This window comes from Edwardsiella tarda ATCC 15947 = NBRC 105688 (assembly GCF_003113495.2).
GTDB lineage: Bacteria > Pseudomonadota > Gammaproteobacteria > Enterobacterales > Enterobacteriaceae > Edwardsiella > Edwardsiella tarda.
In genome coordinates this window covers 3,328,773-3,354,939 of the sequence record NZ_CP084506.1, presented here as the reverse complement: position 1 = coordinate 3,354,939, position 26,167 = coordinate 3,328,773, and the positions used below count along the sequence as shown (strand labels likewise).

Sequence of the window (26,167 nt, the reverse complement as noted above, 5' to 3'; positions counted from 1 at the left end):
CCGCCCGTTTTACTGTAGGTCGAGGTGGGCGTTTAACGTACGCTGCCACCCGGGATCGGGCCGTTGGCCTTGGCGACCTGAGCTGCATCATAGGGCGCGATGTTATCGGCCGCAGTCGATACGGGCTTATTCAGCTCACCGTTCAGCGACAACAGATCGTTCTGGTTGAGGGTACCCAAGGCATACTTGATGTTGAGCTGGCTGATGAGGTAGTCGTAGCGCGCATTAGCCAGATTCTGCTTGGCATTATACAGCGCGGTGGTCGCATTTAACACATCGACGATGGTGCGCGTACCGACCTGGTAACCGGCCTGAGTCGCGTCCAAAGAGCTTTGCGCGGAGACGACGGCCTGCTTATAGGCGGCGACGCCACTGATAGCCGCGGAGATGTTGTTGAAGGAGGAGCGTACGTTCTGCACGACGCTACGGTGCGCGCCATCCAACGCCTCGCTGGCCGCGACAAAGTTGTACTGTGCCTGTTTCACCTGCGAGTTGGTCGCACCACCGGAGTACAACGGCAGGTTGAAGCTGAGGCCGATGGTGTTCTGCCCCTGATAGCTGCTGTTGCCATTCGGGTTTTGTGCCTTTTGAGCGTTAGACAGGCTGTTATAGTCGGTGTTGCTGACGCCGGTAGAGGCGGTCAGATTCAGGGTCGGCATGTAACCCGTTTCCGCATATTTGATCTGCTGGCGGGCCAGATCCTGGCTCAGTCGTGCGCTTAACAGTTGCAGGTTACGTTTTTCCGCCTCTTGCAACAGCGCCTTGACGTCTTGCGGCCGCTGGGTGTTGAAACGGTCGATGTTCAGAGCGGAGAGCTGCGGATAGTATTGGCCGGTGATTTGGCGCAGGGCTTCCAGCGAGTTATCCAGATTGTTGCGCGCAGTCACTTCTTGGGCCAACACCTGATCGTATTGGGCGCGGGCGTTCTGCACATCGGTGATCGCCACCAGGCCGACATTGAAGCGTTGCGTGGTCTGATCGAGCTGGTTGTAGATAGCCTGCTTGTTGGCCTCGGTATAGGTCAGCTGATCGATGGCGCGTAGCACATTGAAGTAAGCGGTGGCGGTGTTGAGCATCAGTGTCTGCTCGGATGACTGGTAGGAGACATCCTGAATACCGGCCTGTTTTTCCGTCATCGACAGTTGGCGCCATTTAGACATGTCGAAGAGGGTTTGCGTCAACGCCAGCGTTGCGCCGTAATTATTGGAGTCCAGACCGGAGCTATCGCGGAAGCCGTTGGTATAGGTATAGTCCGCACCCAGCCCAAGTTGCGGCAGCAGCGGGCTGCGTGATTCGTTAATTTTTTCGAATGCCGCATCACGATTGGCGGCGGCCTGGCGCAGGTCTGGGTTGCTTTCTTTAGCCTGTTGATACACCTGCATCAGGTTTTCTGCCTGACTTAATGCACTGAAGCCACTGAGGCTTAGGCCAATAAGAAGAGGGAGCAGTTTCTTCATTTGCATTCCTTGTTATGCAGAAAAATGGTTAGCGTGGCACAGACCTCACGTCATAGACTGATAATTTTACCAGAGAGCCTCCTCTGAGGCTGGTGGCCGAATGTGCCATTCTTGCTAAATCGCAACGATTTTTAGGCGTACGGACGGCGACATCGTTGGCTGCGGCTGGATGTGTCCAGGTCCGATGCTCTTTCAATCAGTAAGGATATTACGTTATGTGTCTCGACAAACCCAGCCCCGTCACCTTCAACAAAGATGATGTGGAAATTATTGCACGGGAAACTCGCTACCGTGGTTTTTTTTCGCTTGATAGCTACCGTTTTCGCCACCGTCTTTTTAACGGTGAAATGAGTGGGGAGGTGGTGCGTGAGGTCTTTGAACGAGGGCATGCGGCGGTATTGTTGCCCTATGATCCGCGGCGTGACGAAGTTGTGTTGATCGAACAGCTCCGCATCCCGGCCTACGATAGTAGCGCGACGCCTTGGCTGCTGGAGATGGTCGCCGGCATGATCGAGCCGGGGGAAAGCGTCGAGCAGGTGGCGCGCCGTGAGGCTCTGGAGGAGGCGGGGATTACGGTGGGGCGTTGCCGACCGGTCCTGAGTTATCTCGCCAGTCCAGGGGGGACCAGCGAGCGTCTCTCGATTGTGGTGGGGGAGGTTGACGCCAGCACGGCATCGGGTATACATGGCTTGGCCGAAGAGCATGAGGATATTCGGGTACATGTGGTGAGCCGGGAACAGGCCTATCGCTGGGTCGAGCAGGGGGTGATCGATAATGCCGCCTCGGTGATTGCTTTACAGTGGCTTGAGCTCAATCACGCCGCGTTGCGTGTGGCCTGGCAGGATTGAGGCACGAGGTCGCGGCATAAATTCAGACTCCCGGGGGATTGCTGTGGCCATGCGCTAGCCGCTACCATGCATGATCCGTGCAACTACTGCGAGTAGAGCGGTGTTCAGCGGGCCACATCCTGGGTGAGTGATGGAATTGTGTGCGGCACGGCAGATCTCCCGATGTAAAGCACGTTATGATTATCAGAATAAAAAGTTGCATCAGTGCGATGAAAAGCATCAAATTAGCTGAGTTTCTGCGCACGAGATCTCTGCATCTGTGGGCGTAAGCGCTGACGTAGGGCGGGAGCTAAGCTCTTTTTAAACCGTTCATTGCGATTTAGCCATGTAACTGCCGTTTTGCAGGTTCTGACAGACTCAAGTCATAAAGGACGTTATTTGGAAAGCCTGTTTCATCTGGCCGTAGCGAGTGGGGCGCCGGTCAGACTATTGCAAATTACCGATACCCATCTGTTTGCGGGGCCGCAAGAAACCCTGCTCGGCGTCAATACCTACCGCAGCTATCAGGCCGTGTTAGCGGCGATTCGTGCGGAGGCGCAGCCCTTCGATCTCATCGTCGCGACGGGCGACTTGGCGCAGGACCACTCCAGTGCGGCCTATCACCACTTCGCCGCGGGGATTGCCACGTTGCAGAAGCCCTGCCTGTGGTTACCGGGAAATCACGATTTTCAACCGGCGATGGTCGATGCGTTGGCGCAGGCTGGCGTACAGGCAAGTAAGCGTGCCCTACTGGGTGACCAGTGGCAGATCGTGTTGCTGGACAGCCAGGTGGTTGGTGTGCCGCATGGTGAGTTGAGCGACTATCAGCTCGAGTGGTTAGAGCAGGCGCTCCTCAGCGAGCCGCAGCGTCATACGATGATATTGTTGCATCATCACCCCTTGCCCTCCGGTTGTACCTGGCTGGATCAACATAGCCTGCGCAACGCGCATGCGTTGGATGAGATCTTACGGCGTCATCCACGGGTGAAGACGCTGGTATGCGGTCATATCCACCAGGAGTTAGATCTGGACTGGAACGGCTGTCGTTTATTGGCGACCCCTTCGACTTGCGTCCAATTCAAACCCCTGTGTACCAACTTTACTATCGATACCATTTCTCCGGGCTGGCGCTATCTGGATCTGTATCCCGATGGGCGTGTGACCACGGCGGTACACCGCCTGGCCGGTAATGAATTTAGGCCGGATTTGGATGCTGACGGCTATTGATGATGCCTACTCTCCTGTATTTGCATGGTTTTAACAGTTCTCCCCGCTCCGCCAAGGCGACGGCGCTACAGCGTTGGTTGGCCGAGCACCATCCTCAGATCACCCTGTTAGTACCGCAGTTGCCGCCCTATCCGGCCGATGCGGCACAACTGCTGGAGGATCTGGTGATGGAGCGCGCCGGGCGCCCGCTTGGGCTGGTGGGCTCCTCGCTCGGTGGCTACTACGCGACCTGGCTGTCTCAATGTTTCACCCTGCCAGCGGTGGTGATCAATCCAGCGGTACGCCCCTTTGAGCTGTTATTGGACTATTTGGGGCAGAATGAGAACCCCTACACCGGACAGCAATATGTGCTAGAGTCTCGCCACGTCTTTGATTTAAAGGTGATGCAGGTCGAGCCTCTGGAGTCGCCGGATCTGATCTGGTTGCTGCAGCAGCGTGGCGATGAAGTGTTGGATTATCGTCAGGCCGTGGCTTACTACACCTCTTGTCGCCAGACCCTCGAAGAGGGGGGCAATCACGCCTTCGTGGGGATAGAGCGTTTTTTCCCACAGATCATAGACTTTTTGGGGCTGAGCGCGGAGTAGTATCCGCTCGCCACACGAGATGGGTGGGTAAAGCAGGGGACGCATTGGCGGGATCCCCTGCTTTTCCCATCTGAGTGACAAACATCGACTTTACGACTCATAAGATGACTCAATCCAGCTATAACGCCGACGCCATCGAGGTGCTCAGCGGCCTTGAACCCGTGCGCCGCCGCCCGGGTATGTATACCGATACCACCCGTCCCAATCACTTGGGGCAAGAGGTGATTGATAACAGCATCGATGAGGCTCTGGCAGGCCATGCCACACGAGTCGAGGTGATCTTGCACCCCGACCAATCCCTGGAGGTGATTGACGATGGCCGCGGGATGCCGGTCGACATTCACCCTGAGGAAGGGGTGCCGGCCATCGAGCTGATCCTGTGCCGGTTGCACGCCGGTGGCAAGTTTTCCAATAAAAACTATCAATTCTCCGGCGGTCTGCATGGCGTGGGGATCTCCGTCGTCAACGCCCTGTCGCATCGCGTAGAGGTCAGCGTACGCCGTGATGGTCAGATCTACCAGATCGCCTTCGAAAACGGTGAGAAGGTGGAGGAGCTGCATGTTACCGGCACGGTGGGGCGGCGCAACACTGGCACCAGTGTCCACTTCTGGCCAGATGCACAGTTCTTTGACTCGGCACGTTTCTCCGTCTCGCGTTTAAGCCATTTGTTAAAGGCCAAGGCGGTGCTCTGCCCGGGGGTTGAGATCCTATTCCGCGATCTGGTCAACGGTAGCGAGCAGCGCTGGTGCTACCAAGATGGCTTGACCGATTACCTGATGGAGTCGGTCAATGGCCTGGTGACCCTGCCAGAGCAGCCATTCACCGGGACTTTCGCGACGGAGAGCGAGGCGGTGGATTGGGCGCTACTGTGGCTCCCCGAGGGCGGTGAGTTGCTGACGGAGAGTTACGTTAACCTGATCCCGACCCAGCAAGGGGGGACGCATGTCAACGGTCTGCGTCAGGGGCTCTTGGATGCGATGCGTGAGTTCTGTGAGTTCCGTAATCTGCTGCCGCGTGGGGTGAAACTGAGCGCCGACGACATCTGGGAGCGCTGCGCCTATGTGTTATCCGTCAAGATGCAGGATCCGCAGTTCGCCGGTCAAACCAAGGAGCGTCTCTCTTCACGCCAGTGCGCGGCATTTGTTTCTGGCGTGGTCAAGGATGCCTTCAGCCTGTGGTTGAACCAAAACGTCCAGGCCGCCGAGCAATTGGCCGAACTGGCCATCAACAGCGCCCAGCGTCGTATGCGAGCGGCGAAGAAGGTGGTGCGTAAGAAGCTGACCAGCGGCCCGGCTCTGCCGGGTAAGCTGGCGGATTGCAGCGCCCAGGATTTGGCGCGTACCGAGCTGTTCCTGGTGGAAGGGGATTCGGCGGGCGGCTCCGCCAAGCAGGCGCGTGACCGCGAATACCAGGCGATCATGCCGCTCAAGGGGAAGATCCTTAACACCTGGGAGGTCTCTTCCGATGAGGTGCTGGCTTCGCAAGAGGTGCACGATATCTCGGTCGCCATCGGTATCGATCCGGACAGTGATGACTTGAGCCAGCTGCGTTATGGCAAAATTTGCATCCTGGCCGATGCCGACTCGGATGGATTACATATTGCCACGCTGCTGTGCGCGCTGTTTGTACGCCACTTCCGCCCGTTGGTGCAAGCCGGCCATGTCTATGTCGCCATGCCGCCGCTGTACCGCATCGATCTCGGCAAAGAGGTGTTCTATGCCCTGAGCGAGGAGGAAAAGGCGGGAGTGCTGGAGCAGTTGAAACGCAAGAAGGGTAAGCCGAATGTGCAGCGCTTCAAGGGGTTGGGTGAGATGAACCCGCTACAACTGCGCGAGACGACACTGGATCCTAACACGCGCCGCCTGGTGCAGTTGACCATTGATGACGAGGAGATGGAGCGTACCGTGGCGGTGATGGACATGCTGTTGGCGAAAAAGCGTTCCGAGGATCGCCGCAATTGGCTGCAAGAGAATGGCAACCTGGCCGAGTTGGATGTGTAAAGCGCCTTGCCCGCTATCCGACAGGCTGCCTGCGGGTGGCCTGTTCTGTTTTCTTCCGCATGGCGGCATACCCGCGTGGCGTGCTGTGACAGGCGGATAAAAAATACGTTACTATCGCGGCCATCGCATGATTTTATGGCAGTCGTCGGCCCGAATGGGCCATGGCCGCGTCCAGAGGATGACCAATGAGCGATCTGACTCATGACAACAGTGAGCGTGTAGCGCTCCGGGCGTTTACTGAAGACGCCTATCTGCAATACTCCATGTACGTCATCATGGACCGCGCGTTGCCCTTTATCGGCGACGGGCTAAAACCGGTCCAGCGTCGCATTGTGTATGCGATGTCCGAGCTGGGGCTGAACGCCAGCGCGAAATTCAAGAAGTCGGCACGTACCGTCGGTGACGTGCTAGGTAAATACCATCCGCATGGCGATAGTGCCTGTTACGAGGCGATGGTATTGATGGCGCAGCCTTTTTCCTACCGTTATCCCTTGGTGGATGGCCAGGGGAACTGGGGGGCGCCGGACGATCCCAAATCTTTCGCCGCCATGCGTTACACCGAATCACGCCTGTCGCGCTATGCCGAAGTGCTGCTCAGCGAACTGGGGCAGGGCACTGTCGAGTACACCGCTAACTTCGACGGTACGTTGCAGGAGCCAAAATACCTGCCGGCACGTCTCCCTAACATCCTGTTGAACGGCACCACCGGTATCGCCGTCGGTATGGCGACGGATATCCCGCCGCACAACGCGCGCGAGGTCGCTAACGCCCTGGTGGCGTTGTTGGACAACCCAGATAGCTCACTGGATGATCTGCTAACGCATATCCAGGGCCCCGACTTCCCTACCGAGGCGGAGATCATCACCCCGCGCGACGAGATCCGTAAGATCTATCGCACCGGGCGGGGGTCGGTACGGATGCGCGCGGTCTGGAGGAAGGAGGAGGGCGAGATCGTCATCAGTGCTCTGCCACACCAGACTTCGGGCGCTAAGGTGTTGGAGCAGATCGCCAGCCAGATGCGCAGTAAGAAGCTGCCGATGGTGGAGGATCTCCGCGACGAATCGGATCATGAGAATCCGACACGCCTGGTGATTGTGCCGCGCTCCAATCGCGTCGATTTCGATCAGGTGATGAACCATCTGTTCGCCACCACCGATCTGGAAAAGAGCTACCGCATTAACCTGAACATGATCGGGCTGGATCGTCGCCCGGCGGTGAAGGATCTGCGTGAGATCCTCACGGAATGGTTGAGCTATCGCCGCGAGACGGTGCGCCGTCGCCTCAACTACCGCCTGGAGAAGGTACTCAAGCGCCTGCATATTCTAGAAGGCTTACTGATCGCCTTCCTGAATATCGACGAGGTTATCCACCTCATTCGTACCGAGGATGAGCCGAAGCCGGTGCTGGTGGCGCGTTTTGGTCTCAGTGAGACGCAAGCCGAGGCTATCCTGGAGTTAAAACTGCGTCAATTGGCCCGCTTAGAAGAGATGAAAATTCGCGGCGAGCAGGACGAACTGGCGCAGGAGCGTGACCGCCTACAGGCGTTGTTGGCCTCCGAGCGTAAACTCGCCACCCTGATTAAGAAAGAGATCATCGCCGATGCCCAGAACTATGGCGATGCGCGTCGTTCCCCCTTGCACCAGCGGGCCGAGGCGAAGGCGATGAGCGAGCATGACTTCGTCCCGAGCGAGCCGGTGACCATTGTGTTATCCGAGAGCGGTTGGGTGCGCAGCGCCAAGGGACACGACATCGATCCGAGCGGGTTGAATTACAAGGCTGGCGACAGCTTTCGCGCCGCCGCGCGCGGTAAGAGCAACCAACCGGTGGTGTTTATTGACTCCACCGGTCGTAGTTATGCCCTTGACCCATTGACCTTACCGTCGGCGCGTGGTCAGGGCGAGCCGCTGACCGGCAAGCTGACACCACCGCCGGGGGCCACGATCGAGCATGTGCTGATGGCGGCGGATAACCAGAAGCTGTTGATGGCCTCCGACGCCGGTTACGGCTTCGTGTGTACCTTCAGCGATCTGGTGGCGCGTAACCGTGCCGGTAAGGCGATGCTGACCCTGCCGGAGAATGCCAAGGTGTTAGCGCCGTTAGCGATCCACGGCGACGATGATATGCTGCTGGCCATTACTCAGGCCGGGCGCATGCTGATGTTCCCGGTGCATGATCTGCCGCAGTTGTCGAAGGGCAAGGGGAACAAGATCGTCTCCATCCCCGCCGCTCAAGCCGCCGCCGGTGAGGATACCCTGAAATGGCTGTTGGTGCTGGCGCCGCAGACTACGCTGACGTTGCATGTCGGTAAGCGTAAACTGGTGATGAAACCGCAGGATCTGCAGAAGTTCCGTGCCGAACGCGGGCGCAAAGGCACGCAGTTACCGCGTGGATTGCAGCGTGTCGAACGGGTCGACGTGGAGACCGCGCAGCCGCCGCGTCTGGGCGCGGACGGCGACGAATAAGATGAGTCATACTCGGGCCGCCCTCGGGCGGCCTCTGCGGGCCGGTGCGTCAGGGCGTGCCGCTCGCCATTCAGTTTATCGAGGTTGTTATGTTATTTATTCTTCGGGTCATCCTGGTTACGTTGTTATGTCTCGTGATCTGTATCGTCGGTTCGCTGTATTGCCTGTTCAGCCCGCGTAACCCACGTCATGTGGCGCGCTTCGGTCACTGGTTTGGCCGCCTGTCTCCGCTGTTTGGCCTACGGGTAGAGACACGCCTGCCGCCAGATGCGGCAAACTATGGTAATGCGATCTACATTGCTAACCACCAGAACAACTACGATATGGTCACCGCCTCCAACGCGGTGCAACCCAACACGGTAACCGTCGGTAAGAAGAGCTTGGTATGGATCCCTTTCTTCGGCCAACTGTATTGGTTGACCGGTAACCTATTGATCGACCGGAATAACCGTGCCAAGGCGCACAACACCATCGCCGCAGTGGTGGAGCAGTTTCGTTCTCGCCGCATCTCCTTCTGGATGTTCCCGGAAGGGACGCGTAGCCGCGGTCGGGGATTGATGCCGTTCAAGACCGGAGCCTTCCACGCGGCACTGGCGGCCGGGGTGCCGATCATACCGATCTGCGTCTCCAATACCCACGACAAGGTGAAGCTCAATCGTTGGAATAATGGCGTGGTGATCGTCGAGATGTTGCCGCCGATCGATACCAGCGGCTGGCGTAAGGATCAGGTGCGTGAGCTGGCCGAGCATTGCCGCACCTTGATGGCCGACAAAATAAAACAGTTGGATGCCGAAGTGGCGGCGCGTGAGGCGCAGACGGCGAAACGCGCCTAAGCGGATCGCCCGCACGGTGCCCTTTTTGGATTTACGGGAGAAGTTATGTCACTCAGTCGACGTCGGTTTATTCAGGCCTCCGGCTTGGCACTGTGCGCCAGCGGATTGCCGTTACAGGCTCGGGCGAGTGGCGGGGCGCAGGCCGCGCTACCGGTGCCCCCGCTGTTGGAGTCACGCCGAGGTCAGCCGTTGTTTCTGTCGTTGGAGCGGACACACTGGGCATTCATGGGGACGCGTAAGGTCAGTACCTGGGGTGTCAACGGCGTCTATTTAGGGCCGACGGTGCGGGTGCACAGCGGCGATGATGTGAAGTTGATTTACAGCAACCGCCTGAATGAAGCGGTGGCAATGGAGGTCGCCGGTCTGCTGGTGCCCGGCCCGCTGGCCGGTGGACCTGCACGCCAGATGTCGCCCGGTGTGGACTGGTCTCCGGTGTTGCCCATCCGCCAGTCGGCGGCGACGCTGTGGTATCACGCGGATACCCCACGCCATATGGCGCCGCAGGTGTACAACGGCCTGGCGGGTCTCTGGTTGGTGGAGGATCAGTACAGCAAGAATGCACCGCTGCCCAACCACTATGGCGTGGATGACTTTCCGTTGATCCTCCAGGATAAGCGCCTGGATAACTTCGGTGTGCCGGAATACGATCCCCCCTCCTCGGGCGGTTTCCTCGGTGACACCCTCTTGGTTAACGGAGTGCAGGACCCCTATGTCGAGGTGTCGCGTGGCTGGGTGCGTCTGCGTCTACTTAACGCCTCGAATTCGCGTCGCTATCTGTTGCAGCTTTCCGATGGCCGTCCCTTCTTCGTCATCGCCAGCGATCAGGGGCTGTTACCGGCGCCGTTGCAGGCGGAGACGCTGCCCTTGGCGCCAGGCGAGCGGCGTGAGGTGTTGATCGACATGAGCAAGGGTGAGGAGGTCGCCATCACCGCCGGTGAGGCGGCGGGGATCATGGATCGCCTGCGTGGGCTGTTCGAACCCTCGTCGATGTTAGTCTCTACGCGGGTGTTGACCCTACGTCCAACCGGGCTGCTACCGTTGATGACCGATACCCTGCCAACCCGCTTGGGCGCCGAGCCGTTGCCGGAAGGCGACGTGGTCAATAACCGTAGCATCATGCTGGGCAGTGCCTCGCATCCCGGCATCAACGGTGCCTTGTGGGATGCTGGCCGCATCGATATCCAGGCCCGTCAGGGAACCTGGGAGCGTTGGACGGTACGCGCCGATACGCCTCAGTCATTCTACATTCAGGGGGCACAGTTCCTGGTGAAGAGTGTCAATAATGCCCCGCCGTTGGTCGAAGATCATGGCTGGAAGGATAGCGTGTGGGTCGATGGCGAGGTTTCGTTACTGGTTTACTTCCCGCAGCCCTCCTCGGAGCATTTCCCCTTCTTGTTTTATAGCGGGACGTTGGAATTGGCCGATCGCGGTAGTGTCGGTCAGATGGTGGTCCAGCCGGCCCAATAAGTCGCGCGTTAACCCGGCTTGCGTTTTGTAGGCCGGGGTATGTCCTGCTCCTGCTCCTGCTCCTGCTCCTGCTCCTGCTCCTGCTCCTGCTCCTGCTCCTGTCGCTGCGTTTTGCGGCCTGCTGTGGTCGCATCGTAGATGAAAAAGCCTCAACTGGCGTGCCGCCACTCTCCCTAACAGCTGTGCTAGGATGGAAAAAACGGGGGATTGCTGCATAAACCACCGGGGAGATGAGGCAGCCTGCTGCCGACACTGGGACAAGGAGTGAGAGTGAATACGACGCTTGAACGGTTGCGCCGCCGCTTAGAAAAACGGATTTTGTTGTTGGATGGCGGCATGGGCACCATGATCCAGCGCTATGGGTTGAGTGAGCAGGACTTCCGGGCCGATCGCTTCGCCGACTGGCCCTGTGATCTGAAGGGGAATAACGACCTGCTGGTATTGACCCGGCCCGATATTATCAGCGCCATCCACTATGCCTACCTCGAGGCTGGGGCGGATATTCTGGAGACCAACACCTTTAACGCGACGCGCATCGCGATGGCGGACTATCGCATGGAGGCGCTGGCACCGGAGATCAACTATCAGGCCGCCTGTCTGGCGCGCGCCTGCGCCGATGAGTGGACGGCGCGAACGCCGCATCAACTGCGTTTCGTCGCCGGTATCCTTGGGCCGACTAACCGGACGGCCTCGATCTCGCCCGAGGTCAACGATCCCGCCTGCCGTAACATTACCTTCGATCAGCTGGTCGACGCCTATCGTGAGTCGGCGCGCGCGTTGATCGAGGGCGGGGTTGATCTGCTGATGATCGAGACGGTCTTCGATACCCTTAACGCCAAGGCGGCGGTGTATGCCTTGGAGTGCGAGTTCGCCGAGCTCGGGGTGACGCTGCCGGTGATGATCTCTGGCACGATTACCGACGCCTCCGGGCGTACCCTCTCCGGCCAAACCACCGAGGCATTCTACAACTCGTTACGTCATGCCCGGCCTCTCTCCTTTGGTCTCAACTGCGCCTTGGGGCCGGAAGACCTACGCCAGTATGTGGCGGAGCTATCACGCATCGCTGAGTGCTACGTCAGCGCTCACCCCAATGCTGGGCTACCTAATGCCTTCGGCGAATATGATCTGTCGCCGCAGGCGATGGCGCAGCAGATCGCCGAATGGGCCCAGGCGGGCTACCTGAATATCGTCGGTGGCTGTTGCGGTACGACGCCCGAGCATATCGCCGCCATCAGCCAGGCGGTGCGTAACATCGCGCCCCGGACGCGCCCACTACCGGCGCGCGCCTGCCGTCTGGCCGGATTGGAGCCATTGACCATCGACGAGCAGACTCTGTTCGTCAACGTTGGTGAGCGCACCAACGTCACCGGTTCGGCGCGCTTCAAACGCCTGATCAAGGAGAACAACTACGATGAGGCGTTAGAGGTCGCACGCCAGCAGGTGGAGAGTGGGGCGCAGATCATCGACATCAACATGGATGAGGGGATGCTGGATGCCGAGGCGGCGATGGTACGTTTCCTCAATCTGATCGCTGGCGAACCGGATATTGCCCGGGTGCCGCTGATGATCGACTCCTCGCGCTGGTCGGTGATCGAGGCGGGGTTGAAGTGTATCCAGGGTAAGGGGATCGTCAACTCGCTCTCTCTCAAGGAGGGAGAGGCGGCATTCCTTGAGCACGCCCGTCAAGTCCGTCGTTACGGCGCCGCGCTGGTGGTGATGGCCTTCGACGAGCAGGGGCAGGCGGATAGCCGGGAGCGTAAGGTGGCGATCTGTCGCCGCGCCTATCAGCTATTGACCGAACGCCTCGACTTCCCACCGGAAGATATCATCTTCGATCCCAACATTTTCGCCGTCGCCACCGGTATCGAGGAGCATAGCAACTACGCGCTCGACTTTATCGATGCCTGCGCCGAGATTAAGGCGCAGTTACCGCACGCGCTGATCTCCGGCGGCGTCTCCAACGTCTCCTTCTCCTTCCGCGGCAACGAAACGGTGCGTGAGGCGATCCATGCGGTCTTTCTCTACCACGCCATCCGTCACGGCATGGACATGGGGATCGTCAACGCCGGCCAACTGGCGATTTACGACAGCCTACCGGACGATCTGCGCGCGGCGGCGGAGGCGGTGATCCTCAATCAGTCGCCCGACGCTACCGAGCACCTGTTGGCGTTGGCCGAGCGCTATCGGGGCGTCCCAGGGGAGGGTAGCGGCGAGGCACAGCGAGCGGAATGGCGTGACTGGCCGGTGGCCCAGCGCCTGGAGTACGCTCTGGTCAAGGGGATCGGTGAGTTTGTCGAGCAGGATACCGAGGAGGCGCGCCAGCAGGTCGATCGCCCGATCGCGGTGATCGAAGGGCCGCTGATGGCAGGCATGAATCGGGTCGGCGACCTGTTCGGTGACGGTAAGATGTTTCTGCCACAGGTGGTTAAGTCGGCACGCGTGATGAAACAGGCGGTAGCCTACCTGTCACCGTTTATCGAGGCCAGTAAGCAGCGTGGTAGCAGCGCCGGTAAGGTACTGTTAGCGACGGTGAAGGGCGACGTGCATGACATCGGCAAGAATATTGTCGGCGTGGTGTTGCAGTGCAACAACTACGAGATCATCGATCTGGGCGTGATGGTGCCTGCGGAACGCATCCTGCGCGTCGCGCGTGAGGAGCAGGTGGATATTATCGGCCTGTCGGGGCTGATCACCCCATCATTGGATGAGATGGTCAACGTGGCCAGTGAGATGGAGCGTCAAGGGTTTACGCTGCCGTTGTTGATCGGCGGAGCGACCACCTCCAAGGCGCATACGGCGGTGAAGATTGCCCCAGCCTATAGCGGGCCGACGGTCTATGTGCAGAATGCGTCGCGTACCGTCGGCGTGGTGGCGGCTTTGCTATCCGAGGTGCAGCGACCGGCGTTTCTTGCGCGGATCAGCGCGGAATATGAGACGGCTCGTGCCCAGCATGGACGCCGTACGCCACGCACGCCGCCGTTACCCTTGGCACAGGCACGCGCCAACGCCTTGGCGACCGATTGGACTCATTACACCCCGCCGCGCCCGCCACAGCTCGGGGTACAGACGGTGCAGCCGGGGATCGCCACGTTGCGTCGCTATATCGACTGGACGCCATTCTTTCTTACCTGGTCGCTGGCGGGGAAATACCCACGCATCCTCGAGGACGAGGTGGTCGGTGAGGAGGCGCGACGCCTGTTGGCGGATGCCAACCACCTGCTGGATGACTTGGTGGCGAATGCTAGCCTAACGCCGCGCGGTGTGTTCGGCCTGTTTGCCGCCAACCGCTGCGGTGATGATGTGCTGATTTACCGTGATGATACCCGGCGTGAGGTGCTGGCGGTTAGCCATCATCTGCGCCAGCAGAGTAGTAAGCCTAGCGGGGCTAACTATTGCCTGGCGGATTTTGTCGCCACCAAGGAGAGCGGTATCGCCGACTATATCGGCGCCTTTGCCGTGACCGGTGGCTTGGAGGAGGAGCGACTGGCGCAGGCCTTCGAGGCCCAACACGACGACTACCATAAGATCATGGTGAAGGCGTTGGCCGATCGGTTGGCGGAGGCCTTCGCCGAATACCTGCATGAGCAAGTACGTAAGGTGCATTGGGGGTATGCGGCCGACGAGGCGTTGGATAACGAGCAGTTGATCCGTGAGAATTACCGAGGCATTCGACCGGCACCGGGTTACCCCGCCTGCCCGGAACACAGCGAGAAGGCGACGCTGTGGCGCCTGTTAGACGTCGAGGCACAGTGTGGCATGCGTCTGACGGAGTCTTATGCCATGTGGCCGGGGGCTTCGGTTTCTGGCTGGTACTTCAGCCATCCCGCGAGTAAGTATTTCGCCGTGGCCCGCATCCAACGGGATCAGGTGGAGGATTACGCGGCGCGTAAGGGGGTGGGGCTGGCAGAGGCCGAGTATTGGTTGGCGCCGAATCTCGGTTATGATCCGGAGTGAGTCTGTCGCGATAAGAGAGCCGGCCATTAGGCCGGCTCTCTGCGTTTAGGCGCAGGGGGACTCGAAGAGGTTCGCGTGCAGGGTTTGGACCACGGCGTCGGCGGCTTCGCCCGGTACCAGGAAACAGAGGTTGTGGCTGCTGGCGCCGTAGCAGATCATGCGAATATTGAACGGCTCCATGACGCCGAATACCTGGCGGCCGACGCCGCAGGCGCTGCTGAGCTGGTTGCCGATCAACGCGACCAGCGCTAAATCCTGCTCCACCTCGACCCGGCATAGCGAGGAGAGTTCTGTCAACAAGGCGCTGGTCAACAGGCTGGCGCCACCGGTACAGGAGCCCGTGGTGTCTAGGGTGAGGGCGATGCTGACCTCGGAGGTTGTGATCAGATCGACCGATAGCTGGTGGCGCGCCAGAATACCGAACACCTCGGCCAGGAAGCCACGCGCATGCAGCATATTCAGGCTGTGCAGCGTCAGCAGGGTCTGCTGGCGGCGCAGTGCCAGTGCGCGGAATAACGGTGGTTGTGCGCTCTTATTGCACACCAGCGTGCCGCCCGCGCCGGGATCGCGACTGGAACCGACGAAGACCGGAATATCGCTGCGCACCGCCGGCAGCAAGGTCGCCGGATGGAGGACCTTGGCACCGAAGGTCGCCATCTCCGCCGCCTCGGAAAAGGCGATCTCATCGATACGTCGTGCACCCGGCACAATGCGTGGATCGGTGGTGTAGATCCCCGGCACATCGGTCCAGATGTCGACCCGGCTGGCATTCAGCGCCTCACCCAGTAGGGCGGCGGTATAGTCGCTGCCGCCGCGTCCCAGCGTGGTGGTGCGCCCCTTACTTTCGCTGCCGATGAACCCCTGAGTGATGATTAAGGCGTCGTTTAAACGTGGCGCCAGGTATTGTTGCGCCAGCGCCTGCAGTTGCTCCTGATCGGGTTCGGCCTTCCCGAAGCGATCGTCGGTACGCATGATCTTGCGGATGTCGAACCACTCGGCGGCCACGCCCCGCGTACGCAGCAATTCACTGAACAGCAGCGTCGACATCAGCTCGCCATGGCTGACTAGCTCATCGGTCAACGCCGCAGAGGTCGCCAGAGAGGCCGCCTCGGCCAGCATGGCGATGTTATCCAGCATGCTGGCGATTTCGTTACGTACGACCGTGCTGTCGGGCAGGGCGTGCAGGATCTCCTCATGGATCCGTGCGATCTCGTCGAGTAAGCGCTGCCGCTCGGTGCTATCGCGTCCCTCGGCTAAAGCGATCAGCTGATTGGTGACGCCCGCGGCGGCGGAGAGCACCACGACACGCACCGCCGGGTTGGACAGGATGATATCGGCGCAGCGCAGCATGGCATCGGCGTTCGCCACGCTGGTACCGCCAAATTTCGCGATGATTGTCTGTTGCATGTTGAGCCTCGTGTCAGGGTGGCCGGTGTCCCTGTTGGCCGGCCTCACAATCCATTAGCCCGACGCAGGGCGCGCGCTAACCGGGTAAGCCGTGGCGTCGTGCCACGGCTTCGCCATGATTCCACCTTACCATTGATTCCCGAGGTGACGGGGGCAAGAGGTCATCGCCCCTCTGGGGCCCAGGCGACTGCAGCGCGATCGATCGTAGCAACGGTGATATGGCATGAGCCGCCACGGCGCAGAGACAACACTTGGGCCTGTACACGGGATGTACAGGGCGTTTTTTTAGAAATAACGGCTTATGGTGAGTGTGTCAATGGCATGGGGATGAGTGATTTTCAATTTAGCGCCATGGATATTACCGTTACTGATTATTCATTTTAATTAATTGATATTAAAGAAAATAAAATAACCAGTTACTAATTAGCTAGCGCCAGAGCATGTCCGATAGCGATTACTTCGACTAATGATGCCGCTGAAAAAAGCAGCACCCTGACCTTTCCTGCGAGGTACGGTAGATGTGGCGAGAAAATGTCATTATTCGCATCGCTGTGCGTTGTTGATCCGGGGAGGTAAACACAGCTTGCTGAATGGAGTCAGTCTCAGGCAGTATCAGGGGTGAGAGTTTTGGCTGATCGCCATAAAAGGGGTCGCAACATGGCGTGAATTGGATACAATTTAACGCACGTAGGAAAAGATGAACCGGTACCCTATGCCGTCATCCCTGTGTTCCCCCGGGAACGGCGATTATCCGGAATGAGCGAGGGGCTTTCGTGTCTGAACGCGCCTCGGAAACCACCGACCGTTACTCAAGTAAAAGGCGTCGCTATGAAAAATATCAATCCGACCCGTACCGCTGCCTGGCAAGCGCTGCAGCAGCATTTCGAACAGATGAAATCCGTGCACATGCGCGATCTGTTTGCCGCAGATGCTGACCGTTTCTCTAAGTTCTCTGCTACGTTTGACGATCAGATGCTGGTCGATTACTCCAAGAACCGTATCACCGCAGAGACCCTGGAAAAGCTGCAAGCCTTGGCGCGTGAAACCGATCTCTCCTCGGCGATCGCCGCCATGTTCGCCGGTGAGAAGATCAACCGCACCGAGGATCGCGCCGTGCTGCACGTGGCGTTGCGTAACCGTAGCAACACGCCGATCTATGTCGACGGCCACGATGTGATGCCGCAGGTGAATGCCGTATTGGCGAAGATGAAGCAGTTCTGCGCCCGGGTCATCGGTGGCGAGTGGAAAGGGTATAGCGGTAAGGCGATTACCGACGTGGTCAATATCGGTATCGGTGGCTCCGACCTCGGCCCTTACATGGTGACCGAAGCCCTGCGCCCTTATAAAAATCACCTGAATATGCACTTTGTCTCCAACGTGGACGGTACCCATATCGCCGAGACGCTGCAGCGTCTGGATCCGGAGACTACGCTATTCCTGGTGGCCTCTAAGACCTTCACCACCCAGGAGACGATGACCAACGCCCATAGCGCGCGCGATTGGTTCCTCCAGGCGGCTGGCGATGAGTGCCATGTAGCCAAACACTTCGCGGCACTCTCCACCAATGAGCAGGCGGTGTCGGCGTTTGGTATCGATACGGCCAACATGTTTGAGTTTTGGGACTGGGTCGGTGGCCGTTACAGCCTGTGGTCTGCCATCGGCTTGTCCATCGCGTTGAGTATCGGTTATGACAACTTCGAACAGTTGTTGAGCGGCGCGCACGCCATGGATCGCCATTTCGCCACGGCACCGTTGCAAGATAACCTTCCGGTACTGTTGGCGTTGATCGGTATCTGGTACAACAATTTCTTCGGTGCCGAGACCGAGGCCATCCTGCCTTACGATCAGTATATGCACCGCTTCCCGGCCTACTTCCAACAGGGCAACATGGAGTCCAACGGTAAGTATGTCGACCGTGAGGGTCAAGTGGTGGATTATCAAACCGGTCCAATCATCTGGGGTGAGCCGGGCACCAATGGCCAGCATGCCTTCTACCAGTTGATCCACCAGGGCACGAAGCTCATCCCGTGCGACTTTATCGCGCCGGCCATGAGTCACAATCCATTGGGCGATCACCACAGCAAGTTGCTGTCGAACTTCTTCGCTCAGACTGAGGCGTTGGCCTTCGGTAAGTCGCGTGAGGCGGTCGAGGAGGAGTTCGCTAAGGCCGGTAAGAGTGCGGCGGAAGTGGAGCACATCGTACCGTTCAAAGTGTTCGAGGGTAACCGTCCGACCAACTCCATTCTGCTGCGAGAGATCACCCCGTATAGCCTGGGGATGCTGATCGCCCTGTACGAGCATAAGATCTTTACTCAGGGCGCGATTCTCAACATCTTCTCCTTCGATCAGTGGGGGGTTGAGCTGGGTAAACAGCTAGCGAATCGTATCCTGCCTGAGCTGGATGACGCGCAGCCGGTACATAGTCACGACAGCTCGACCAACGCGTTGATCAACCGCTTCAAGGCGTGGCGGGCATAACGCGACATTCGCCGCGACGCTCAATGAAAAACCCGGACTGGTCCGGGTTTTTTTACGTCGGAGATTGGCCTTATTCGACCATCGTCAGCCGGCGTTGTAGCCAAGCCTTCCCTTCGACAAAGCGGGTCACCAACATGGCGCATACCGTGTTCCCGGTGGAGTTGAGTAGGGTCGCTGGAATGTCGATGATGGTGCTGATGATCATGATGGTGCCGACCAACTCGGGAGAGAAGCCGAATACGGCGCAGATCATCAGCTCGCCGGTCATACCGCCGCTCGGAATGGCGCCCATCACGGCGCCGACCAGGAAGGCGACACTGATGATCGCCGCAATACTCATCGGGTCGCTCATGTCGCGGCCGAACAGGGTGAACAGGAAGACGATCTTGATGATACCGCCGATCACCGAGCCATCCTTATGGGTATTCGCCCCCAGCGGGATCACCGTTTCGGCGATATCGGCAGGTACGCCCATCTCCTTGCTTGCCACCAGGTTGACGGGAATACAGGCGGCGCTAGAGGCGGTGGCGATGGCGGTGATGGCCGGGGTAAACACGTTACCCCAGAATAGGCGGATCGCGGGGCGGCCGCCGGCGATGAAGGCATACAGGGTATTGGCGCCGAAGAAGTAGATCACCGTCAACACTAAATAGAGCAGGAAGGCGTTCAGATAGCCATGGATGATCTGTGGCCCGAGCGCCCCGACGGTGGCGGCGAAATAGCAGCCTAACCCCAGTGGGGCGGCGTACATGATGATCTTCACCATTTTCAAGATAACCGCGGTACCGGCGCTGAGAAACTGGGCTACCGGTCGCCCCTGTTCACCGCTCAGCGCGGTCGCCAGGCCGAACAGGATGGCGAAGACAATCAGGGGTAGCAGGTTCGACTTGGTAAACAATTGCAGGAAGTCGGGAACGGTAAAGGTGGAGACGATCACCTCGCCCAGCCCCCGACTCTGCACCTGGGGAGCCGCCGGTAGATGGGCGATCAACGCCTGGGTATCCACATTGTGGAATGGATTAAACAGATGGGTACCGGTGAAGCCGATCAGGGCGGCGAAGAGGGCGGTGGCGATAAATACCGAGAAGACCGTCCCCATGATCTTGCCCAGGCGTGACATCTGGCGCATCTCGGCGATGGAGGCGGCGATACTGAGAAACACCAATGGCACGATCACCACGAACATGAGGTTAAGAAATAACTCGCCGATGGGTTGTACCAGTGTCGCCCGTTCACCGAACAGGACACCGGCCAGACCGCCGATGAGGATGCCGAGTAGCAGGCAGAGGGTGAACGAGTAGTGTCGGAGTATATGCATTGTATGGGTATCCCTGTCGAACCGTTATTTTCCGCCGCATTGCGTCGGTTTTTTTGTTATGCCATGTGGCCTCTCATCATTATCGACCCTGTTATCTGGAGCGCCAAGTCTCAGCGTGTCGAGCGTCGTCATTTGCACCATGGCTTACTGCCCGCTTTTTTTGTGGCTGGGGGATGGACGGCTAAACGGCAATATTGTTAACTAGCTCACGTTATAAGCCTTTTGCAAGCGAGGAGTTAGCTTATGCCAGCAACCGAACACGCCAACCGGGTGGCCAAGGTGTTGCAATGGATCTTGAATATCGGCCTGATAGCGTTGGCGGCAATTTTGGTGATCTTTCTGGGCAAGGAAACCGTCACGTTGGCGGGCGTCTTGTTTGATGCCAATCAGAACGCATCGACCTACATGCTGGTGGAAGGGATCGTTATTTATTTCCTCTACTTCGAGTTTATTGCCCTGATCGTGAAGTATTTTCAGTCGGGCTATCACTTCCCGTTACGCTACTTCATCTATATCGGTATTACGGCCATCATTCGGCTGATCATCGTCGATCATGAGAGCCCGAATGATACGTTGATCTACTCTTTCGCCATCCTGGTGCTGGTGATCGCACTGTATCTGGCGAATACCGATCGCCTGAAGCGCGAATAATAAGGAAAAAAAGGGCGGCCCGTAGGCCGCCAGTTACGCACACAGGTTACTGCTTTTTTTAAGGGTAACGCTTAACCTTTCACTCCCCCGGCGGTCAGCCCACCGACTAGCCAACGCTGCGCCAGCAGGAAGACCGCGGTGATCGGCAGTGCGGAGAGAACCGCTGCCGCGGCGAAATCGCCCCAGAGATAGTTTTGTGGATTGAGGTACTGTTGCATGCCGACCGCCAGCGTGTAGGTGTTGACGTCACGCAGCAGCAGCGAGGCGACAGGCACCTCGGTAATGGCGGCGATGAAGGAGAGAATGAACACGACCGCCAGGATCGGCACAGAGAGCGGCAATAGCACCAGACGGAATGCCTGCCACGGCGTCGCACCATCTAACGCCGCCGCCTCCTCCAACGAACCATCGATGGTTTCGAAGTAGCCCTTGATGGTCCAGACATGCAGCGCGATACCCCCCATGTAAGCGAAGATCACCCCGCCCAGCGTATTCAAGCCGAGGAACGGTACATACTGGCCGATGCGATCGAAGAGGGCGTACAACGCGACCAACGACAGTACCGCCGGGAACATCTGGAAAATCAACATCCCTTTCAATAGAGAGGACTTACCGCGGAACTTCATACGGGCAAAGGCATAGGCGCAGGTGGTGGAGAGCGCCAGGATGCCGATGGCGGTGGTCACCGCGACCTTGATCGAGTTCCATAGCCACAGCAGCACGGGGAAGGGCGGCGGCGTCACGCTGCCGTCCGGCCCGGTCACGCTGATGCCCAGCGCCAGCTTCCAGTGCTCCCAGGAGATGGTATCCGGGATCAGACTACCGGTGGCGAAGTTACCGGGGCGCAGTGAAATGGCGATGACCATCAGCAGCGGAAACATGATCAACGCGATGAACAGGATCATCAGCAGATGAGTCAGCCACAGGCGATAGCGCAGGGATTGGGGTTGAACCATGGCCATAATCAGACGCCTCCTTAGTCAAAATTCATTTTGCTGGCTTTCAGGTTGAGGATGGCCAACGCACCGACCAACAGGAAGATCAGGGTGGCGATGGCGGCCGCCAGGCCAAAGTCCTGCCCGCCGCCGCCTTCGAAGGCGATACGGTAGGTGTAGCTGACCAGCAGGTCGGTATAACCGGCCGGCGTCGAGGTGCCGAGCATGTCCGGTCCGCCATTGGTTAACAACTGGATCAGAACGAAGTTGTTAAAGTTAAAGGCGAAGCTGGCGATCATCAGCGGTGTCAGCGGTTTGATGAGCATCGGCAAGGTGATACGGAAGAAGTTTTGCAACGGGCCAGCACCATCCATCGCCGAGGCTTCATACAGATCCTCCGGGATCGCCTTAAGCAGCCCCATGCACAGGATCATCATGTAGGGATAGCCCAACCAGGTATTGACGATCAGGATCATACACTTAGCCGTAAGCGGATCGCTGAACCAGGCCGGGCGAATGCCGAACAGTTGGCTGAGCATCATGTTGATCTCACCGAAGCTCTGGTTGAATAGCCCTTTGAAGATCAGGATCGAGATGAACGCAGGTACCGCATAGGGGAGGATCAACATGACGCGGTAGAGCGCGCGTCCACGCAGTGACTCCCATTGCACCACACAAGCCAGAACCATACCGACGGCGACGGTGAATACGACCGTGAGTACGGAGAAGATGATCGTCCAGATAAAGATGCTGATGAAGGGCTGGCGGATGCCTTCATCGTTAACGACCCGCAGGAAGTTTTTCCAGCCCGTGGAGACGGTGAAGCCCGGACTGAGGCGCTCACTGCGCCAGTCACCCTCGGCATTGACCGCCTGATAGAAGCCGCTCTCTAGGTTGGGGCGATAGGTGATGCCACTCTGGTTATCCGTCAGACTCTGACCGTCCTCACCCAAGGTATAGAGCGGGCGGCTGGCGGCGAACTGGCGCAGCGAGCTCATGCGCAACTGGGCGCCATCGGGGAGTAGGGCGACCAGGGAGTTAAGCGACTGACGGTGCTGGGTGACGACGCGTAGCGTCGCGGCTTGGCCCTGCGGCGCCTGATCGACCGCCGTCATGGCAATGTGCTGATCATCTTTCGCCAGGTTGAAGGGGGCGGAAAGGTAGTGTTGGCCGCTCTGGGCATCGTTCAGCAGCAGACGCCAATTGTCACCGTCAGGATACAGGTGAAAGCCATAGACCTGCCCACTGGTGAACATGCGTTGTAATAAGACAGACTGGGCCCGCTCCTGGCTGAGCTGGTTGGTGCTGCTGTAGTTGGTAAACGCGATAGCGATAGTACAGATCAGCGGGAACAGGACGAACAGCCCCATCCCCGCCATGCCTGGATAGACATAACGCCAGGCATAGGTGCGGCGATTGGCGAAGATATACAGCCCGCTTCCCAACAGGATCAGGGTCAGCATGGCGAATAAATATTCCCCTTGGGAATACATAACCACGGTCAGGTAGCCGGTTACTAGCGTGAGTATGCCGACCGCCAGCCATTTTAACCCATTGCGTAGGCAGAGCCGGCGGGGTTCGGCGGCTGGATATTCAGTTTGGGATAGTGACATGGGCACGCCCTCATTCTACTTGCCACACCGGTGACGGCGCGCCGAAAGGGCGCTTTTGGCAGCGGGTTAATGCGATGGGGATGAGCCCGCCGTCGTGACCTGCGGGGGACAGGTACACGCGCGGCGGGTCAACCTCGGTTTACTTCTTAGTGATACGCTCCTTGGCGCTTTCCAGGGCCTGCGCGACACTCTGGCGACCGTTGATGGCGTTGATGATCGCCGCACGCTCGGCGTACCAGAAGGCGCTCATCTGCGGGATGTTCGGCATGATCTCACCCTTCTGGGCGTTCTGCATGGTGGCTGCGATGCGCGGATCCTTCTCCAGCACCTGCTGGTAAGACTTCAGCGCCACGGCACCCAGCGGTTTATCCTGGTTGACCATGGCCAGGCCACTGTCGGTCAACAGATAGTTTTCGATGAACTCCGTCGCCAACTCTTTGTTCGGGCTGGCCGCATTGATCCCGGCACTCAAGACCCCGACGAAGGGTTTAGAGGGGTGACCCTTGAAGGTCGGCAGCAGGGTGACGCCATAGTTGACGCCGCTCTTCTCGATGTTAGACCAGGCCCACGGCCCGTTAATGGTCATCGCAGTCTGCCCTTTGTTAAAGGCGGCTTCGGCGATGGAGTAGTCGGTATCGGCGTTAATGTGCTTATTCTTCACCAGATCGACCAGGAACTGGAGGCCCGCGCGGGAACCGGCGTTATCGACGCCGACATTCTGGATGTCGTAATGGCCATTGGTATATTTAAAGGCATAGCCCCCATCTGCGGCGATCAGCGGCCAGGTGAAGTAGGGCTCTTGCAGGTTCCACATGATGGCGCTCTTACCTTCGGCGCGCAGCTTCTTGTCGAGCGCCGGGATCTCTTCCCAGCTCTTCGGCGGATTCGGTAGGATGTCCTTGTTATAGATCAGCGACAAGGCCTCGACGGCGATCGGGTAGGCGATCAGCTTGCCGTTATAGCGTACCGCATCCCAGGTGAAGGGATAGAGTTTGTCTTGGAACGCCTTGGAAGGGTGGATTTCGGCCAGCAGGCCGGATTGGGCGTAACCGCCGAAACGGTCGTGTGCCCAGAAGATGATGTCTGGGCCGTCACCGGTGGCCGCGACCTGCGGGAACTTCTCTTCTAACTTATCGGGATGCTCGATCGTGACCTTGATGCCGGTATCCTGCTCGAACTTCTTACCCACCTCGGCCAGCCCGTTGTAGCCCTTGTCACCGTTGATCCAAATGACCAGCTTACCCTCTTCGATCTTGGCTAACGCCGGCCCGGACACGAGCAGCGTGGCCAGGGCGCTGAGCGCGATGGTTTTTAGCGTGGATTTCTTTGTCATAGTGCAGTCCTTGTAGTCCTGTCGGGGAAATGACGAGCGCGGGCCGCCAAGCGGCGGAACCACATCGTACGCTGCGTTCATGGGGCTGTAGCCGCGTGTCGGCCTATGACCGGGAGGCGCGAGCTCCGATGTGCTGCCATAGTCAGCGAGCGCCCGCTAATTCTCATCCTCCCCCGCTCTACGCCCTGTAGGCCTTTCTTGTGATCTGCTTAACACAAATTGGTGATCTGTGGGGGATAGCGCAAAATCTCTGGATTGATTTTGCAGTCAGGATCACGATTCCGCCCTTAGAACGCCATCCCGCCCCGCGCCACGCCTGTCGCTATCCTCCTACCCCCTCCGCCAGCAAAAAAGCGTGGATGGATGATCCCAGCATGGACGTTTTTCACGCACCATCGACAGCATTCAATCAGGCGCAGTGTGTTTCTCTTTCCGCCTCCCCCCTTGCGAGGCGCGCTGTGGCCACCACTTTGTAACGGACAGGAGCGGCGCATGGCGAACGTATCACTGCGTAATGTGTATAAGGCGTACGGTGAGGCCGTGATCTCCCGGGATATCAACCTGGATATTGACGATGGCGAGTTCGTGGTGTTCGTCGGGCCGTCAGGTTGCGGCAAGTCGACATTACTGCGCATGATTGCCGGGCTGGAGGACATTACCTCCGGCGATCTGCATATCGGCGGCATCCGCATGAACGACGTACCGCCGGCGAAGCGCGGCATCGGCATGGTATTCCAATCTTACGCCCTCTATCCCCATCTGTCGGTGGCGGACAATATGTCTTTCGGCCTTAAGCTGGCTGGTGTGAGTAAGTCAGTGATCCAACAACGCGTGAATCAGGTGGCCGAGATCCTGCAACTGGCCCACCTGTTGGATCGTCGTCCTAAGGCACTCTCCGGTGGTCAGCGTCAGCGTGTGGCGATCGGGCGCACCCTGGTGGCAGAGCCGGATGTGTTTCTGCTCGATGAGCCGCTCTCCAACCTGGATGCCGCATTACGGGTACAGATGCGCATCGAGATCTCCCGCCTGCATAAGCGCCTGAATCGCACCATGATTTATGTCACTCACGATCAGGTTGAGGCGATGACCCTCGCCGACAAGATCGTGGTATTGGACGCCGGCCGTATCGCGCAGATCGGTCGTCCCCTCGAGTTGTATCACTATCCCGCCGACCGCTTTGTCGCCGGTTTTATCGGCTCGCCCAAGATGAACTTCCTGCCCGTCAAGGTTAACGAGGCGCAGATGGAGCGGGTTCGGGTCGAACTCCCCAATGGCCAGCTTATCTGGTTGCCGGTAGAGGGGGAGGGACTGCGCCCCGGTAGCAACCTGTCGTTAGGGATCCGCCCCGAGCACCTGGTGCCCAGCGATCAGGCGGAGGTGTCCCTCTCGGGTGAGGTGCAGGTGGTCGAGCAACTGGGCAACGAAACCCAGATCCATATTCAGATTCCGGCGTTGCGGCAAAACCTGGTGTATCGCCAGAACGACGTGGCTCTGGTCGATGAGGGCGCCACGCTGGCCATCGGATTGCCGGCGGAGCGCTGTCATCTATTTCGCGAGGATGGTAGCGCCTGTCGGCGGCTGTATCAGGAGCCGGGCGTTTGATTCTCTTTCCCTCGATGGC

17 protein-coding genes and 1 pseudogene are annotated in these 26,167 nt (G+C 58.8%); 12 read left to right on the top strand and 6 right to left on the bottom strand.

Going from position 1 to position 26,167, the window contains the following annotated elements; all coding sequences use genetic code 11:
- Window positions 1-32 precede the first annotated feature (32 nt).
- Entirely contained in the window at window positions 33-1,457 is a 1,425-nt protein-coding gene (gene tolC / locus DCL27_RS15535) for an outer membrane channel protein TolC (protein WP_035599864.1), read from the bottom strand.
- A 215-nt stretch (window positions 1,458-1,672) separates the two neighbouring features.
- Between tolC and nudF the strand changes: the two genes are divergently transcribed.
- The 9 genes and pseudogenes from nudF to metH all read left to right on the top strand — a co-directional run bounded on the left by nudF (window position 1,673) and on the right by metH (window position 14,811).
- Entirely contained in the window at window positions 1,673-2,305 is a 633-nt protein-coding gene (nudF, locus tag DCL27_RS15530) for an ADP-ribose diphosphatase (protein ID WP_005280708.1), read from the top strand.
- A 127-nt stretch (window positions 2,306-2,432) separates the two neighbouring features.
- A pseudogene (locus tag DCL27_RS15525) lies at window positions 2,433-2,534 on the top strand (DUF1249 domain-containing protein); the annotation flags it as partial.
- Between the two features lie 149 nt (window positions 2,535-2,683).
- On the top strand, window positions 2,684-3,511 hold the full coding sequence (gene cpdA / locus DCL27_RS15520) for a 3',5'-cyclic-AMP phosphodiesterase (protein WP_005280715.1): 828 nt from the start codon (window positions 2,684-2,686) through the stop codon (window positions 3,509-3,511).
- A 2-nt stretch (window positions 3,512-3,513) separates the two neighbouring features.
- Window positions 3,514-4,095: an esterase YqiA gene (yqiA, locus tag DCL27_RS15515; RefSeq protein ID WP_035594177.1), complete on the top strand. Its 582-nt coding sequence runs from the start codon at window positions 3,514-3,516 to the stop codon at window positions 4,093-4,095.
- A gap of 104 nt (window positions 4,096-4,199) precedes the next feature.
- Entirely contained in the window at window positions 4,200-6,095 is a 1,896-nt protein-coding gene (gene parE, locus DCL27_RS15510) for a DNA topoisomerase IV subunit B (RefSeq protein WP_005280724.1), read from the top strand.
- 185 nt (window positions 6,096-6,280) lie between these two features.
- A complete protein-coding gene (gene parC, locus DCL27_RS15505; RefSeq protein WP_005280726.1) occupies window positions 6,281-8,557 on the top strand; it encodes a DNA topoisomerase IV subunit A in 2,277 nt (758 codons plus the stop codon).
- Between the two features lie 89 nt (window positions 8,558-8,646).
- Window positions 8,647-9,390, top strand: a complete 744-nt coding sequence (locus tag DCL27_RS15500) for a 1-acylglycerol-3-phosphate O-acyltransferase (RefSeq protein WP_005297287.1) — start codon at window positions 8,647-8,649, stop codon at window positions 9,388-9,390.
- A 45-nt stretch (window positions 9,391-9,435) separates the two neighbouring features.
- Complete coding sequence (gene ftsP / locus DCL27_RS15495; RefSeq protein ID WP_005280731.1) at window positions 9,436-10,857, top strand: cell division protein FtsP; 1,422 nt, start codon at window positions 9,436-9,438, stop codon at window positions 10,855-10,857.
- A gap of 270 nt (window positions 10,858-11,127) precedes the next feature.
- The gene (metH, locus tag DCL27_RS15490; protein ID WP_035597808.1) at window positions 11,128-14,811 is read left to right on the top strand and encodes a methionine synthase; all 3,684 of its coding nucleotides are present in this window, start codon (window positions 11,128-11,130) and stop codon (window positions 14,809-14,811) included.
- 45 nt (window positions 14,812-14,856) lie between these two features.
- Here the strand turns inward: metH and lysC are convergent, their stop codons facing one another.
- Entirely contained in the window at window positions 14,857-16,218 is a 1,362-nt protein-coding gene (gene lysC, locus DCL27_RS15485; protein WP_005297282.1) for a lysine-sensitive aspartokinase 3, read from the bottom strand.
- An 828-nt stretch (window positions 16,219-17,046) separates the two neighbouring features.
- Here lysC and pgi point away from each other — a divergent pair.
- Window positions 17,047-18,696, top strand: a complete 1,650-nt coding sequence (gene pgi, locus DCL27_RS15480) for a glucose-6-phosphate isomerase (RefSeq protein WP_005280751.1) — start codon at window positions 17,047-17,049, stop codon at window positions 18,694-18,696.
- A gap of 70 nt (window positions 18,697-18,766) precedes the next feature.
- On the opposite strand, the gene DCL27_RS15475 is transcribed toward pgi, so the two are convergent.
- Window positions 18,767-20,014 carry a dicarboxylate/amino acid:cation symporter gene (locus DCL27_RS15475; protein WP_035597797.1) on the bottom strand — a complete coding sequence of 416 codons (1,248 nt, stop codon included), beginning with the start codon at window positions 20,012-20,014 and terminating at the stop codon, window positions 18,767-18,769.
- A gap of 243 nt (window positions 20,015-20,257) precedes the next feature.
- Here DCL27_RS15475 and psiE point away from each other — a divergent pair, with 243 nt between their 5' ends.
- On the top strand, window positions 20,258-20,665 hold the full coding sequence (gene psiE, locus DCL27_RS15470) for a phosphate-starvation-inducible protein PsiE (protein ID WP_005280759.1): 408 nt from the start codon (window positions 20,258-20,260) through the stop codon (window positions 20,663-20,665).
- Between the two features lie 71 nt (window positions 20,666-20,736).
- Here the strand turns inward: psiE and malG are convergent, their stop codons facing one another.
- The 3 genes from malG to malE all read right to left on the bottom strand — a co-directional run bounded on the left by malG (window position 20,737) and on the right by malE (window position 24,546).
- On the bottom strand, window positions 20,737-21,627 hold the full coding sequence (gene malG, locus DCL27_RS15465; protein WP_005280762.1) for a maltose ABC transporter permease MalG: 891 nt from the start codon (window positions 21,625-21,627) through the stop codon (window positions 20,737-20,739).
- A 14-nt stretch (window positions 21,628-21,641) separates the two neighbouring features.
- Window positions 21,642-23,213 (bottom strand): maltose ABC transporter permease MalF, encoded by a 1,572-nt coding sequence (malF, locus tag DCL27_RS15460; protein WP_228594445.1) that lies wholly within the window; start codon window positions 23,211-23,213, stop codon window positions 21,642-21,644.
- A 139-nt stretch (window positions 23,214-23,352) separates the two neighbouring features.
- The gene (gene malE / locus DCL27_RS15455) at window positions 23,353-24,546 is read right to left on the bottom strand and encodes a maltose/maltodextrin ABC transporter substrate-binding protein MalE (protein WP_005297273.1); all 1,194 of its coding nucleotides are present in this window, start codon (window positions 24,544-24,546) and stop codon (window positions 23,353-23,355) included.
- Window positions 24,547-25,038: 492 nt separating this feature from the next.
- Between malE and malK the strand changes: the two genes are divergently transcribed.
- The gene (malK, locus tag DCL27_RS15450; RefSeq protein WP_005280771.1) at window positions 25,039-26,148 is read left to right on the top strand and encodes a maltose/maltodextrin ABC transporter ATP-binding protein MalK; all 1,110 of its coding nucleotides are present in this window, start codon (window positions 25,039-25,041) and stop codon (window positions 26,146-26,148) included.
- The last annotated feature ends 19 nt before the right edge of the window (window positions 26,149-26,167 follow it).

Excerpts from the sequence above, each read along its gene's own strand:
- tolC (WP_035599864.1), bottom strand. The coding sequence starts at position 1,457 with ATGAAGAAACTGCTCCCTCTTCTTATTGGCCTAAGCCTCAGTGGCTTC.
- nudF (WP_005280708.1), top strand. The coding sequence starts at position 1,673 with ATGTGTCTCGACAAACCCAGCCCCGTCACCTTCAACAAAGATGATGTG.
- yqiA (WP_035594177.1), top strand. The coding sequence starts at position 3,514 with ATGCCTACTCTCCTGTATTTGCATGGTTTTAACAGTTCTCCCCGCTCC.
- parE (WP_005280724.1), top strand. The coding sequence starts at position 4,200 with ATGACTCAATCCAGCTATAACGCCGACGCCATCGAGGTGCTCAGCGGC.
- parC (WP_005280726.1), top strand. The coding sequence starts at position 6,281 with ATGAGCGATCTGACTCATGACAACAGTGAGCGTGTAGCGCTCCGGGCG.
- DCL27_RS15500 (WP_005297287.1), top strand. The coding sequence starts at position 8,647 with ATGTTATTTATTCTTCGGGTCATCCTGGTTACGTTGTTATGTCTCGTG.
- ftsP (WP_005280731.1), top strand. The coding sequence starts at position 9,436 with ATGTCACTCAGTCGACGTCGGTTTATTCAGGCCTCCGGCTTGGCACTG.
- lysC (WP_005297282.1), bottom strand. The coding sequence starts at position 16,218 with ATGCAACAGACAATCATCGCGAAATTTGGCGGTACCAGCGTGGCGAAC.
- pgi (WP_005280751.1), top strand. The coding sequence starts at position 17,047 with ATGAAAAATATCAATCCGACCCGTACCGCTGCCTGGCAAGCGCTGCAG.
- DCL27_RS15475 (WP_035597797.1), bottom strand. The coding sequence starts at position 20,014 with ATGCATATACTCCGACACTACTCGTTCACCCTCTGCCTGCTACTCGGC.
- psiE (WP_005280759.1), top strand. The coding sequence starts at position 20,258 with ATGCCAGCAACCGAACACGCCAACCGGGTGGCCAAGGTGTTGCAATGG.
- malG (WP_005280762.1), bottom strand. The coding sequence starts at position 21,627 with ATGGCCATGGTTCAACCCCAATCCCTGCGCTATCGCCTGTGGCTGACT.
- malF (WP_228594445.1), bottom strand. The coding sequence starts at position 23,213 with ATGTCACTATCCCAAACTGAATATCCAGCCGCCGAACCCCGCCGGCTC.
- malE (WP_005297273.1), bottom strand. The coding sequence starts at position 24,546 with ATGACAAAGAAATCCACGCTAAAAACCATCGCGCTCAGCGCCCTGGCC.
- malK (WP_005280771.1), top strand. The coding sequence starts at position 25,039 with ATGGCGAACGTATCACTGCGTAATGTGTATAAGGCGTACGGTGAGGCC.